Source organism: Paraburkholderia sp. MM6662-R1, assembly GCF_050436245.1.
GTDB lineage: Bacteria > Pseudomonadota > Gammaproteobacteria > Burkholderiales > Burkholderiaceae > Paraburkholderia > Paraburkholderia tuberum.
The window spans coordinates 650613-663588 of sequence record NZ_JBNDLV010000001.1; the positions used below are offsets into that span (position 1 = coordinate 650613).

A 12976-nucleotide genomic window follows, 5' to 3' on the forward strand; every position below is an offset into this window, starting at 1 on the left:
AGTTTATTCCCGACTCAGGCGAGCATTCGCAAGAAAGACCGCGATCGCCTGCGCGCCCCGCTCGCCAGCTAGTACGATGGCCGGTTCCAGTAGTCGTCGCTCGCGTACACGTCTTTCAGATAGTCGATGAAATAGCGCACGCGCGCCGGCACGAAGCGCTGCTGCGGATAGACCGCAAGAATGTCGTAATCGGGCAGCGCATAGTCGTCGAGCACGGTTTCGAGCTCGCCGCGCGCGAGCTGCCGCTGGATTTCCCACGTCGAACGCCAGCCGAGTCCGAGCCCCTCCGAAACCCAGCGATGCAGCAGTTCGCCATCGTTGCAGTCGAGCGAGCCGCCCACCCGCACCGTCGCGAGCTTGCCGTTGCGGCGGAAATACCAGCCGCGGTTCTGCCCGCCTTGCAGATTGAACGCGAGACAGTTGTGGGCCGGCAGATCCTCGAGCGTCTTGGGCTTGCCGTGACGGCGAAAATAGTCGGGCGTACCGCACACCACGCGCCGGTTCGACGCGAGCTTCACCGCGACGAAGTTCGGATCGACGGCGCCGCCGATGCGGATCGACAGATCGTAGCCCTCGCGCACCAGATCGACGACCCGGTCGGTCAGATTGAACGACATCTGCAACTCGGGTTTGTCGCGCAGAAATGCAGGCGCGAGCGGCGCGACGTGCTTACGCCCGAACGCGGCGGGCGCCGACACGATCAGATGGCCGTTCACCGCGCGGCGCCCCGCGCTCAGTTCGTTTTCCGCCTGATCCCATTCGCTGAGAAGCCCGCGGCAGCGTTCGAGAAACGCGGCGCCGTCCTCGCTGACGACGAGCCGCCGTGTCGTGCGATACATCAGCTTCACGCCGAGGCGCTTCTCGAGCGCATCGATGCGCCGCCCGAGAATCACCGGCGACACCCCTTCCTCCAGCGCCGCCGCCGCGAGACTGCCCGCATCGGCGACCCGCACGAAGGTTTCGATCTGTTTGAAGCGGTCCATGTTCGTCTCCCACCTCTCTCTTGCCGGGCTGATGCCGGCCGTGCGCCGGGCTTCACGTCATTCCATACTTTTTGTTTCGGAATAAGCGACCCGGACTGATCTTATCAAACCTTTGGCGCAGGCCTACAGTGTCCCTCAACCGACGTAATTCCCCGACCTTGAGGAGACATTCATGGCCAAAATGAGAGCCGTCGACGCCGCCGTTCTGGTGCTCGAAAAAGAAGGCATCGATACCGCGTTCGGCGTGCCGGGCGCCGCGATCAACCCGTTCTACTCGGCGATGCGCAAAGCCGGCGGCATCAGCCACGTGCTCGCGCGCCATGTGGAGGGCGCATCGCACATGGCCGAGGGCTACACCCGCGCGCAGCCGGGCAACATCGGCGTGTGCATCGGCACCTCGGGCCCCGCCGGCACCGACATGATCACCGGTTTGTACTCCGCGCAGGCCGACTCGATTCCTATTCTGGCTATCACAGGCCAGGCGCCGCGCGCGCGTCTGTACAAGGAAGACTTCCAGGCCGTCGATATCGAATCGATCGCCAAGCCCGTCACCAAGTGGGCCGTGACCGTGCGCGAGCCGGCGCTGGTGCCGCGTGTGTTCCAGCAGGCGTTCCATCTGATGCGCTCGGGCCGCCCGGGCCCGGTGCTGGTCGATCTGCCGATCGACGTGCAGCTCGCCGAAATCGAATTCGACATCGACACTTACGAACCGCTGCCGGTCTACAAGCCGAAGGCGACCCGCAAGCAGATCGAAGCCGCGCTGACGCTGCTCAACGATGCCGACAAGCCGTTGATCGTGTCGGGCGGCGGCGTGCTGAACGCCGTAGCCGAAGACCTGCTCGTGAAGTTCGCCGAAACGCTCGGCGTGCCGGTGATCCCGACGCTGATGTCGTGGGGCGCGATTCCCGACGACCATCCGCTGATGGCCGGCATGGTCGGTCTGCAGACCTCGCATCGCTATGGCAACGCGACGATGCTCGCGTCCGACTTCGTGCTCGGCATCGGCAACCGCTGGGCCAACCGTCACACCGGCAGCGTCGATGTCTATACGAAGGGGCGCAAGTTCGTGCACGTCGATATCGAACCGACGCAGATCGGCCGCGTGTTCGGCCCGGATCTCGGCATCGTGTCGGACGCGAAGGCCGCGCTCGAACTGTTCGTCGAAGTCGCCAGCGAATGGAAGGCCGCGGGCAAGCTGAAGGATCGCGCCGCGTGGGTTGCCGATTGCCAGCAACGCAAGCGCACGATGCTGCGCAAGACGCACTTCGACAACGTGCCGATGAAGCCGCAGCGCGTCTACGAAGAGATGAACCAGGTGTTCGGCCGCGACACGTGCTACGTGAGCACGATCGGCCTGTCGCAGATCGCCGCCGCGCAATTCCTGCACGTGTACAAGGCGCGCAACTGGATCAACTGCGGCCAGGCCGGCCCGCTCGGCTGGACGATTCCGGCGGCGCTCGGCGTGCGCGCGGCCGACCCGCAACGGCCGATCGTCGCGCTGTCGGGCGACTACGACTTCCAGTTCATGATCGAGGAGCTCGCGGCCGGCGCGCAATTCAAGCTGCCGTACGTGCATGTCGTCGTGAACAACTCGTACCTCGGGCTGATTCGCCAGGCGCAGCGCGCGTTCGAGATGGACTACTGCGTGCAGCTCGGCTTCGAGAACATCAACTCGCCGGAGATGAACGGCTATGGCGTCGATCACGTCGCCGTCGCCGAAGGTCTCGGCTGCAAGGCGATTCGCGTGTTCAAGCCGGAAGAGCTGAAGCCGGCGCTGCAAAAAGCGCAGTCGATGCTCGCCGAGTTCAACGTGCCGGTGATCGTCGAAGTGATTCTCGAACGCGTGACCAACATCTCGATGGGCACCGAGATCGACGCCATCAACGAGTTCGAGGAACTCGCGGAAAAGCGCGAGGACGCGCCGACGGCGATCAGCCTGCTCGATTGAGCGTTGCGTCTTCGCGGTATTCGCAGCATTCAGCGCGCTCGATGCGCGAGGGCCGAGCTCATGCTCCGCGCCCTCGCCTCATCACGACCAGCGCGCCACTCCCTGACCGACCTGAGAGACAAAAGCACCATGCCTAAATTCGCAGCGAACCTGACGATGCTGTTCAACGAAGTGCCGTTCCTCGACCGTTTCGCGGCGGCGGCCAACGCCGGCTTTCATGCCGTCGAATTTCTGTTTCCCTATCCGTATTCGATCGCCGAATTGAGCGAACGTCTGCAACAGAACCGCCTCAAGCTGGTGCTGCACAACCTGCCGGCCGGCAACTGGGAAGCCGGCGAACGCGGCATCGCGTGCCTGCCCGATCGGGTCGCCGAGTTTCAGGAAGGCGTGGGCCGCGCGATCGAATACGCAAGCGCGTTGAAGGTGCCGCAACTGAACTGCCTCGTTGGCATTCCGGGCGCGAACGTCGACGCCGACACCGCCCGCGCAACGATCGTCGACAACCTGCGGTTTGCCGCGCGCGAGCTCAAGAAGGCCGGCATCCGGCTGCTCGTCGAGCCATGCAACTCGTACGACATTCCGGGCTTCGCGCTGAACCGTTCGCGCGATGGACTCGACGTGATTCGCGAGGTCGGCTCGGACAATCTGTTCCTGCAATACGACATCTATCACATGCAGCGGATGGAAGGCGAACTCGCGGCGACAATCGAAAAGAACCTCGCGCAGATCGCGCATGTCCAGCTCGCGGACAACCCCGGGCGGCACGAACCGGGCACCGGCGAGATCAACTATCCGTATCTGTTCGCGCTGCTCGACTCGCTCGGCTACGACGGCTACGTCGGTTGCGAATACAAGCCGCGCACGACGACCGATGCCGGCCTCGGCTGGGTGCAAAGCGTGGCAGGTCAGGCGCGTGGCGCGGCGCATGCGGCGGCTTGAGGCGCCTTGGGGTTCCTGATGGAACCCTGAAGCCTCAACGCACGGCCCCTATCAACCTGGAGATTCACACACATGGCAAAGATCGGCTTCATCGGACTCGGCATCATGGGCGCGCACATGGCGCGCAACCTCATCAAGGGCGGTCACTCGCTGTTCGTGAACGGCGCGTATCCGGTACCGGACGACATCGCGAAGAGCACCAGCGTGGTCGCCAGTTCGACCGCGGTCGCGCAGGCCGCCGAGATCGTCATCATCATGGTGCCGGACACGCCAGACGTCGCCAACGTGCTGTTCGCCGACGACGGCGTCGCCGCTGGCCTCACCAAAGGCAAGCTCGTCATCGACATGAGCTCGATCTCGCCGCTCGACACCCAGGCGTTCGCGAAGAAGATCAACGCGCTCGGCGTCGACTATCTCGATGCGCCGGTGTCCGGCGGCGAAATCGGCGCGCGGGATGCGTCGCTGACGATCATGGTCGGCGGTCCCGAGAAAGCCTTTGCGCTGGCCAAGCCGTTGTTCGAGCTGATGGGCAAGAACATCTCGCTGATCGGCGACAACGGCGCGGGTCAGACCTGCAAGGTCGCGAACCAGATCATCGTCGCGCTGAACATCGAAGCGGTCGCGGAAGCGCTGCTGTTCGCGTCGCGCTCGGGCGCCGACCCAGAGCGCGTGCGGCGCGCGCTGATGGGCGGCTTCGCGTCGTCGCGGATTCTCGAAGTGCATGGCGAGCGCATGACGAAGCGCAGGTTCAATCCGGGTTTCCGGATCGAGTTGCATCAGAAGGACTTGAATCTCGCGCTCGATGGCGCGCGTAAGCTCGGCATCGCGCTGCCGCATACCGCGAGCGCGCAGCAACTGTTCAGCGTCTGCGCCGCGAACGGCGGCAAGGCGTGGGATCACTCGGCGATGGTGCGCGCGCTCGAAATCATGGCGAATCATGAGGTCGCGCAGGCGCCGGATAGCGAGGAAGCGAAGGCGGCTTGAAGTCTTCGTGCTTCCTCTTCAGTTCAGCTCGCCGTTGATTCCGCCGGTTGCCGCTTCGGCATCGGCGAGCTCACGGTGAACACAGGTGGGGCGCCCGTTCGTTGCACGGCAGCTTGGGTTGCCGGCGCGGCGTAACGGGCAAATCGCGCCGCTCTGGGCTGAGAGCGGCAAGTGGGGTCCGCAGCGGCACCCGTCGGTGACGGGGAAGCCTTGGTCGGTCAGACGTCGTCGTCGGGTGTCCGGCTGTCGGATTCGCCAATCAATACGTATCGAACACCTTCTGCAACGCCGCCGGCGCAGTGTGGCCCGCGGCCAGCGCCAGCATCAGCAGCACCCTCGCCTTGTACGGATTCAGCGAACCCGCGCTGACGAAACCGAGCGCATCGTCGGCCGCCGCGCCGTTGCGCATCACATGCCCCGAACCCACGCGCGACGAGCGCACCACCGCCACGCCGCGCAACGCGGCATCCGCCAGTGCCTGTTGCAACGACTGGTGGATCGAGCCATTGCCCGTTCCCGCCACGACGATGCCGCGCACATCCGCGGCCACCAGCGCATCGATGGCGATCCGCGACACGCCCGCATAGCTCGTGACGATCTCCACCTGCGGCCACGCCGCATCGATTGCGAATTCGCTCGCGACCGTATGCGCGCGCACCACGCCGCGCTGGAACTCGACGCGGCCATCCTGCACCCAGCCGAGCGCGCCGATTTCGGGCGACTGGAACGCATCGACCGCATAGGTGCTCGTTTTCACGACGTCGCGCGCGCTGTGAATCCGGTTGTTGAACGCAACCAGCACGCCCTGCCCGCGTGCCGCCGCGTGCGCGGCGACCGTCACCGCATTTAGCAGGTTCAGCGGACCGTCGGCGGAGAGCGCCGACGCTGGGCGCATCGCCGCAGTCAGCACGACCGGCTTGTCCGACTTGACGGTCAGATGCAGCAGGTAGGCGGTTTCCTCGAGTGTATCGGTGCCGTGCGTGACCACCACGCCGTCTACGTCGTCCGTCGCGAGCAGCGTGTTGATGCGTTGTGCGAGTGTGGTCCACAGCGGCAGCGACATGTCCTTGCTGTCGACGCTGGCGATCTGCTCGGGCGCGATTCGCGCGACCGTAGACAACGCCGGCACCGCCGCGAGCAGTTGATCGACGCCGACGACGCCCGCCTGATAGCCCGACGTATTGGCCGCATCCGGGGCCGCGCCGGCGATCGTGCCGCCGGTCGCGAGCACCGCGATGCGCGGCAGCGTCGGCGCGGTGCTATGGCCGGGGGGAATCGGGAGAGAGGGAGAAGTCGAGGTATTCATGGCGGCGATTGTAAGCGATGCGCTTCGCGTCGCCATGCGTGGAAGACCGGACGCGGGTTCGGCTTGCGCGAGCGTGCGCAACGCGCGAGCGGGCTTAAATCTCATGCGGTGCCCAACTGCACTCATCACCACAAGTATTGACGACGGGTGCAAGTCCCACCCTAAGCTGCTCGCAGCCCTAAGCCGCCTCGCGCAACTGCGCCGCGATGTCTGCCTCGCTCAACTGCGGCGCGAACATCTCGATCAACCGATAGGCGTACGCGCGCAGGAACGCGCCCTTGCGCAAGCCGACACGCGTCGTGCTCGCCTCGAACAGATGCTGCGTGTCGAGCGCGACGAGTTCGCTGTCGCGCTTCGGGTCGTAGGCCATTGCCGCGACCACGCCGATGCCCATGCCGAGTTCGACGTAGGTCTTGATCACGTCGGCGTCGATCGCGGTCAGCACGACGTCGGGCAACGCACCCGCTTTCGCGAACGCCTGATCGATATGCGAGCGGCCGGTGAAGTCCTGGTCGTAGGTGACGATCGGGAATTCGGCGATCTCGTCGAGCGTCAGATTCGCTCGGCCGACGAGCGGATGATCCTTCGGCACCACCACGACGTGATGCCACGAATAGCACGGGAACGTGACGATGTCGGGAAAACGGTCGAGCGCCTCGGTCGAGATGCCGATATCCGCCTCGCCGTTGATGATCATCTGCGCGATCTGCTGCGGGCTGCCCTGGCGCAGCGCCAGATGCACTTTCGGGAACACCGACGTGAACTGCCGAATCACCTTCGGCAATGCGTAGCGTGCCTGCGTGTGGGTGGTCGCGACGACGAGGTGGCCGCTGTCCTGATCCGCGTACTGACGCGCGACGCGGCGCAGATTCTCCGCATCGAGCAGCATCCGCTCGATCAACTGATGCACGGCCTTGCCCGGTTCGGTGAGCCCGGTCAGACGCTTGCCGCGGCGGATGAAGATGTCGACCCCGAGTTCGTCCTCGAGATCCTTGATCTGCTTCGATACGCCCGACTGCGACGTGTAGAGCACGTTCGCCACTTCGGTCAGGTTCATGTTCTGCCGCACGGCTTCGCGCACGAAGCGCAATTGCTGGAAATTCATCGTTGTGTCTCCGGTTCCGCCAGAGTTGAGTTATTGGAGCCGCACATGCCAGGCGAAGCACGCGGTACGGCCGATACGTTCTCTCCTGTCCACAGCGCCGCACAGCGGCGCCGCCATCTCACTGCGCCGGAAACACCCGCAGCGCGCGCGGCACCGCGGTGACGCCGTCGCCGACCGCGAGTTGCAGATCACGCCACGTTTCGCGATCGAGTTCGGCTTCGAGCAGATTGCCCTCGCGACCGGCGAGCTCGACGCGCACCGAACCGCCGAGCGTCACCACGCGCCGCACGTCGACGACAATGCCCTCGCGATGCCCCGCCGCCTGCGGATACAACTGCAGATCGTGCGGCCGCACATAGGCGAACGCCGGGCCCCTAAAACCCGCCGCGATCGCGACCGGCAGCGCCGCGCCATCGACGACGAAGCCTTGCGCATCGACGCTGCCGTGCAGACGGTTCGCCGCGCCGAGAAACTCGTAGACGAACGGCGTCTGCGGATGGTCGTACACCTCCTGTGGGCTGCCGACCTGCTCGACATGCCCGCGATTGAGCACGACGATGCGGTCCGCCACTTCGAGCGCTTCTTCCTGATCGTGCGTGACGAAGATCGTCGAAATATGCAGATCGTCGTGCAGGCGACGCAACCAGCTGCGCAGTTCCTTGCGCACCTTCGCGTCGAGCGCGCCGAACGGCTCGTCGAGCAACAGCACCTTCGGCTCCACGGCCAACGCACGTGCGAGCGCGATGCGCTGGCGCTGGCCGCCGGACAGCTCCGACGGATAGCGCTGCGCGAGCCAGTCGAGCTGCACGAGCTTCAGCAACTCATGCACCTTCTCACGAATCACCTTCTCGGACGGACGTTCCTTGCGCGGCTTCACGCGCAGCCCGAACGCGACGTTTTCGAACACCGTCATATGCCGGAACAGCGCGTAGTGCTGGAACACGAAACCCACCTCGCGCTCACGCGCGCCGACCGCCGCGACATCCTGGCCTTGCAGCTCGACCCGGCCGCCGTCCGCATATTCGAGGCCGGCGATCACACGCAGCAACGTCGTCTTGCCGCAACCCGACGGCCCGAGCAGCGCGACGAGTTCGCCCGGCGGAAAGTCGAGCGACACGTTGTCGAGCGCGACGAAATCGCCGAAGCGCTTTTGCAGGTTACGAACGGTGATACCCATTTACAGCTCTCCTTGCTTGAGCGGATGTCGCTGCGACGCAGGCGTGGCGTTGACGAAAAACGAATGCGAAGCGGACTGCGCGCTATTGGCCTGCGAAGCGCCGGACGGCGACACGGGCCCCGCATACGCAGGCACTTCGCGCGCCGCCGACAGTTCCGCCGACATATGACGCTCGGCCAGCAGCTTGAGCCCCAGCGTGACCAGCGCCAGCAGCGCGAGCAGCGAGGCCACGGCGAACGCGGCCGAGAAGTTGTACTCGTTGTAGAGGATTTCGACGTGCAGCGGCATCGTGTCGGTCTGCCCGCGAATATGGCCCGACACGACCGACACCGCGCCGAACTCGCCCATTGCGCGCGCATTGCACAGAATCACGCCGTACAGCAGACCCCACTTGACGTTCGGCAGCGTGACGCGACGGAACGTCTGCCAGCCCGATGCGCCGAGCACGTGCGCGGCTTCTTCCTCGTCGTTGCCCTGCGCCTGCATCAGCGGAATCAGCTCGCGCGCGACGAACGGGAACGTGACGAAGATCGTCGCGAGCACGATGCCCGGCACCGCGAAGATGATCTGCACGTTGTGATCTTCGAGCCACGGGCCGAACCAGCCCTGCGCGCCGAACATCAGCACGTAGATCAGGCCGGAGATCACCGGCGACACCGAAAACGGCAGGTCGATCAACGTGGTCAGCAGCGCCTTGCCGCGGAATTCGAACTTCGCGATACACCACGACGCCGCAAGGCCGAACACGAGGTTCAGCGGCACTGCGATCGCCGCGGTGAGCAGCGTCAGTTTGATCGCCGACAGCGCATCCGGATCGGCGAGCGCTTCGAAGTAAAAACGCAGCCCCTTGTTCAGCGCCTGGTAGAACACCGCGGCGAGCGGCACGGCCAGAAACAGCGCGAGAAACAGCAGTGCGAGGCCGATCAGCAGCCAGCGCACGAGCGCCGGCTCGGTGACCGGATCGGGGCGACGCGCCACGCTCGCGGGGTGGGTCGGAACGCGGCTCATTGCACACCTCCACCAATAGCGGCGACGCTCGTGGCCACTGGCGCCGATGCCGTCTTGCCGCGGCTCGTGCGCCGCTGCAGATACCACTGCAGCGTGTTGATCGACAGCAGCATCAGGAACGACACGACCAGCATCACGACCGCGAGCGCCGTCGCGCCCGCATAGTCGTATTGCTCGAGCTTCGTGATGATCAGGAGCGACGTGATCTCCGACTTCATCGGCACATTGCCGGCGATGAAGATGACCGAGCCGTATTCGCCGAGCGCGCGCGCAAAGGCGAGCGCGAAGCCGGTCAGCAGCGCCGGCAACACGGCCGGCAGCACGACGCGGCGAAACGTGAGCCAGCGCGACGCGCCGAGACACGCGGCCGCCTCCTCCTGCTCGCGCTCGAACTCCTCGAGCACCGGTTGCACCGTGCGCACGACGAACGGCAGGCCGATGAACGTCAGTGCGACCAGCACGCCCGCCGGCGTGAACGCGATCTTGATGCCGAGCGGCGCGAGGAACTGGCCGATCCAGCCGTTGCCCGCATACACGGCCGCGAGCGAAATGCCCGCCACCGAGGTGGGCAACGCGAACGGCAGATCGACGACCGCATCGACGATACGCTTGAACGGAAACGTGTAGCGCACCAGCACCCACGCGACGAGAAAGCCGAACACCGCGTTGATCAGCGCGCCGCCTAGCGCCGAGAAAAACGTCAGCCGATACGACGCGAGCACACGCGGCGACGTGACCGCGCGCACGAACTGATCCCAGTCGAGCGTCGCGGTTTTCAGAAAGGTCGCCGCCAATGGAATCAGCACCACGAGGCTCAGATAAGCCACCGTGATGCCGAGTGTCAGGCCAAAACCGGGCAATGCGCTCGGCTTGCGGAAGGTCAACGTGGTCATGCTGGATACTCGTTCATGGTTGATGCTCGCGCGGTTGTTCGTTTTGCCGTGCTGCCGTACTGCGGTACTGCCGCACTGCTGGCCACCGGACCCCGGTTAGCCGAAAGCGCGCCCATTGGGCGCGCCCTTTTTCCCCTGGCTGTGATTCAGGCGGTGGTTCTTACTGCGGCTGATAAATCGAATCGAACACGCCGCCGTCCGCGAAATGAGTCTTCTGCGCGTTGGTCCAACCGCCGAACGAATCGTCGATCGTGTACAGCTTCAGCTTCGGAAACTTCGCGGTCAGATCGGCGGGCACCTTGCTGGAACGCGGACGATAGAAATTGCGCGCGGCGATCTCCTGACCTTGCTCGCTATACAGGAAGTTCAGATACGCCTCGGCCAGCTTGCGCGTGCCGTGTTTGTCGACGACCTTGTCGACCACCGCGACCGGCGGCTCGGCCAGAATGCTCACCGACGGCACCACGATCTCGAACCTGTCCGGACCAAACTCCTTCAGCGCCAGGAACGCCTCGTTTTCCCACGCGATCAGCACGTCGCCGATACCGCGCTGCACGAAGCTCGTGGTCGCGCCGCGCGCGCCCGAATCGAGCACGCCGGCGTTCCTGTACAGCTTGCCGACGAACTCCCTGGCCTTCTGGTCGTTGCCGCCCGGTTGATGCTCGGCGTACGCCCACGCGGCCAGGTAGTTCCAGCGCGCGCCGCCCGAGGTCTTCGGATTCGGCGTCACGATCGACACGCCCGGTTTCACCAGATCGTCCCAATCCTTGATGTGCTTCGGGTTGCCCTTGCGCACCAGAAATACGATCGTCGACGTGTACGGCGATGCGTTGTCCGGCAGACGCTTTTGCCAGTTCTTGTCGACGAGCCCCTTGTTCGCGAGCGCGTCGATGTCATAGGCGAGCGCAAGCGTCACGACGTCGGCCTGCAGTCCGTCGAGCACCGAGCGAGCCTGCGCGCCCGAGCCGCCGTGCGACTGCTTGAAGGTGACGGCTTCGCCGGTCCTGGCCTTCCATTCCTTGCCGAATGCCTGATTGATGTCCTGATACAGCTCGCGCGTCGGATCGTAGGACACGTTTAACAGCGTGGTGTCGGCGTGCGCGACGCCGCTTGCGCCCAACATGCCGAACGCACCCGCCGCGCCGACGGCGAGCGCCGCGATCAGTTTTCCGGTTCGAGCCGCAAGCCCCATATGCCGATGGTTCATTTCAATTTTTCTCCGCGTGATGGTCCGCTGATGAGCGTCTGGTGTTGTTCTGCGTCGCGGCCACGTGCACATGAGCGCCAACCGGAGGCCAGTCTATCGAAGCGCTTTCATTATTAAAAATAATGTTTCTTCATTTTTTAATACTCAAAAGTGGTAACGACAGATGCGCCGGCTGCTGGGACGCCGACAATGCCGTCATGTCGCCGATAAACGACGCCCCAGCGTGGCCGTTGCGCCAAACTTAAAGTAAAGCTTGAAATGCGCGGAATACTGTATAAAAATACAGTTACCTGTTCATACATACAGTGGCCATGACAAAACTCACCGCACGACAGCAGCAGGTTTTCGATCTGATCCGCCGCGCGATCGAACGCACCGGCTTTCCGCCCACTCGCGCGGAAATTGCCGCCGAACTCGGGTTCAGCTCGGCCAATTCCGCGGAAGAGCATCTGCGCGCGCTGGCGCGCAAGGGCGTGATCGAACTCGCGGCCGGCGCGTCGCGCGGCATCCGCCTGCTGTCCGGGCAGGAGGACGCGCCGTATCAGTTCACCCTGCCGCATGCGGGCCTGATGCAGTTGTCGTTGCCGCTGATCGGCCGGGTCGCGGCGGGTAGCCCGATCCTCGCGCAGGAACATATCTCGCAGCACTACGCGTGTGACCCGGCGCTGTTCTCGAGCAAGCCCGACTACCTGCTGAAGGTGCGCGGCCTGTCGATGCGCGACGCGGGCATTCTCGACGGCGACCTGCTCGCGGTGCAAAAGCGCACCGAAGCGAAGGACGGCCAGATCATCATTGCGCGGCTTGGCGACGACGTGACGGTCAAGCGTCTGAAGCGCCGGCCGAACGGCATCGAACTGATCGCCGAAAACCCCGATTACGACAACATCTTCGTGGAAACCGGCAGCGCCGATTTCGCGCTCGAAGGGATCGCGGTCGGGCTGATCCGCCCCAGCGAGTTCTGATCTGTCGCTGTCGCCAGAACGCTTGCGCCGGTTTGTCCGACCCAAGCCGCATTTACGCCTGCATCTATGCCCGCATCTACGCCGAATCGCCTGGAGAGACTCATGGAACGCCTTGCCCGCCTGTTGCCCTTTCGCCAGTTCGGCCGTCTGCGCCATCTGCGCAAGCTCACGCCCTGCGCGCTAATCGAGGCGCCCGCTGCGCGCACGCCGTCGCTGTTCGACGCGGTTGCCGAAGCTTCCGGTCTGCCGTCGTCGTTGCCGGCGTTCGCGCGCGTGTCGCTGAATTCGGCGCTGAACATCGTTGAGCCCGCGCGTCGCGCGCCGGTGCGGGTCTATCATGGACCGTCGCGACTGATCATGGTCGGCACGGTCGACGCCGTATGCCGTATGATCGATCGCTGCATAGCCGACGAAGCCAACGTGCACGGCGCGGTGTTCGAAGCCTGAGCGAATCCTGAGTACGC

12 protein-coding genes are annotated in these 12976 nt (G+C 64.7%); 5 read left to right on the forward strand and 7 right to left on the reverse strand.

All coding sequences use genetic code 11. The features are described from left to right. Positions 1–68 precede the first annotated feature (68 nt). Positions 69–983 carry a substrate binding domain-containing protein gene (locus tag OKW39_RS03010; protein ID WP_184029161.1) on the reverse strand — a complete coding sequence of 305 codons (915 nt, stop codon included), beginning with the start codon at positions 981–983 and terminating at the stop codon, positions 69–71. Positions 984–1155: 172 nt separating this feature from the next. On the opposite strand from OKW39_RS03010, the gene gcl reads away from it, so the two are divergent. From gcl to OKW39_RS03025, 3 genes are all read left to right on the forward strand, one after another. After that, complete coding sequence (gene gcl, locus OKW39_RS03015) at positions 1156–2931, forward strand: glyoxylate carboligase (protein WP_187613692.1); 1776 nt, start codon at positions 1156–1158, stop codon at positions 2929–2931. A gap of 129 nt (positions 2932–3060) precedes the next feature. Then, positions 3061–3870, forward strand: a complete 810-nt coding sequence (hyi, locus tag OKW39_RS03020) for a hydroxypyruvate isomerase (RefSeq protein ID WP_429336363.1) — start codon at positions 3061–3063, stop codon at positions 3868–3870. 72 nt (positions 3871–3942) lie between these two features. Beyond that, entirely contained in the window at positions 3943–4854 is a 912-nt protein-coding gene (locus OKW39_RS03025; RefSeq protein ID WP_429361353.1) for a 2-hydroxy-3-oxopropionate reductase, read from the forward strand. Between the two features lie 259 nt (positions 4855–5113). Here OKW39_RS03025 and OKW39_RS03030 read toward each other — a convergent pair whose 3' ends face one another. From OKW39_RS03030 to OKW39_RS03055, 6 genes are all read right to left on the reverse strand, one after another. Further along, positions 5114–6160: an asparaginase gene (locus OKW39_RS03030; RefSeq protein WP_429406202.1), complete on the reverse strand. Its 1047-nt coding sequence runs from the start codon at positions 6158–6160 to the stop codon at positions 5114–5116. A gap of 178 nt (positions 6161–6338) precedes the next feature. Beyond that, entirely contained in the window at positions 6339–7265 is a 927-nt protein-coding gene (locus OKW39_RS03035) for a CysB family HTH-type transcriptional regulator (protein ID WP_090804544.1), read from the reverse strand. A gap of 118 nt (positions 7266–7383) precedes the next feature. After that, positions 7384–8442 (reverse strand): sulfate/molybdate ABC transporter ATP-binding protein, encoded by a 1059-nt coding sequence (locus OKW39_RS03040; protein ID WP_184064820.1) that lies wholly within the window; start codon positions 8440–8442, stop codon positions 7384–7386. Further along, positions 8443–9450 (reverse strand): sulfate ABC transporter permease subunit CysW, encoded by a 1008-nt coding sequence (cysW, locus tag OKW39_RS03045; protein ID WP_429336360.1) that lies wholly within the window; start codon positions 9448–9450, stop codon positions 8443–8445. Beyond that, on the reverse strand, positions 9447–10343 hold the full coding sequence (cysT, locus tag OKW39_RS03050; RefSeq protein WP_429336359.1) for a sulfate ABC transporter permease subunit CysT: 897 nt from the start codon (positions 10341–10343) through the stop codon (positions 9447–9449). Before cysT ends, cysW begins: the two co-directional genes overlap by 4 nt. A gap of 160 nt (positions 10344–10503) precedes the next feature. After that, positions 10504–11550, reverse strand: coding sequence for a sulfate ABC transporter substrate-binding protein (locus tag OKW39_RS03055; protein WP_429562010.1), 1047 nt, complete (start codon positions 11548–11550; stop codon positions 10504–10506). A gap of 311 nt (positions 11551–11861) precedes the next feature. Here OKW39_RS03055 and lexA point away from each other — a divergent pair, with 311 nt between their 5' ends. Continuing rightward, positions 11862–12512 (forward strand): transcriptional repressor LexA, encoded by a 651-nt coding sequence (lexA, locus tag OKW39_RS03060; protein ID WP_026225415.1) that lies wholly within the window; start codon positions 11862–11864, stop codon positions 12510–12512. A gap of 102 nt (positions 12513–12614) precedes the next feature. Then, positions 12615–12959, forward strand: a complete 345-nt coding sequence (locus OKW39_RS03065; RefSeq protein ID WP_429361361.1) for a hypothetical protein — start codon at positions 12615–12617, stop codon at positions 12957–12959. The last annotated feature ends 17 nt before the right edge of the window (positions 12960–12976 follow it).

Excerpts from the sequence above, each read along its gene's own strand:
- OKW39_RS03010 (WP_184029161.1), bottom strand. The coding sequence starts at position 983 with ATGGACCGCTTCAAACAGATCGAAACCTTCGTGCGGGTCGCCGATGCG.
- gcl (WP_187613692.1), top strand. The coding sequence starts at position 1,156 with ATGGCCAAAATGAGAGCCGTCGACGCCGCCGTTCTGGTGCTCGAAAAA.
- hyi (WP_429336363.1), top strand. The coding sequence starts at position 3,061 with ATGCCTAAATTCGCAGCGAACCTGACGATGCTGTTCAACGAAGTGCCG.
- OKW39_RS03025 (WP_429361353.1), top strand. The coding sequence starts at position 3,943 with ATGGCAAAGATCGGCTTCATCGGACTCGGCATCATGGGCGCGCACATG.
- OKW39_RS03030 (WP_429406202.1), bottom strand. The coding sequence starts at position 6,160 with ATGAATACCTCGACTTCTCCCTCTCTCCCGATTCCCCCCGGCCATAGC.
- OKW39_RS03035 (WP_090804544.1), bottom strand. The coding sequence starts at position 7,265 with ATGAATTTCCAGCAATTGCGCTTCGTGCGCGAAGCCGTGCGGCAGAAC.
- OKW39_RS03040 (WP_184064820.1), bottom strand. The coding sequence starts at position 8,442 with ATGGGTATCACCGTTCGTAACCTGCAAAAGCGCTTCGGCGATTTCGTC.
- cysW (WP_429336360.1), bottom strand. The coding sequence starts at position 9,450 with ATGAGCCGCGTTCCGACCCACCCCGCGAGCGTGGCGCGTCGCCCCGAT.
- cysT (WP_429336359.1), bottom strand. The coding sequence starts at position 10,343 with ATGACCACGTTGACCTTCCGCAAGCCGAGCGCATTGCCCGGTTTTGGC.
- OKW39_RS03055 (WP_429562010.1), bottom strand. The coding sequence starts at position 11,550 with ATGAACCATCGGCATATGGGGCTTGCGGCTCGAACCGGAAAACTGATC.
- lexA (WP_026225415.1), top strand. The coding sequence starts at position 11,862 with ATGACAAAACTCACCGCACGACAGCAGCAGGTTTTCGATCTGATCCGC.
- OKW39_RS03065 (WP_429361361.1), top strand. The coding sequence starts at position 12,615 with ATGGAACGCCTTGCCCGCCTGTTGCCCTTTCGCCAGTTCGGCCGTCTG.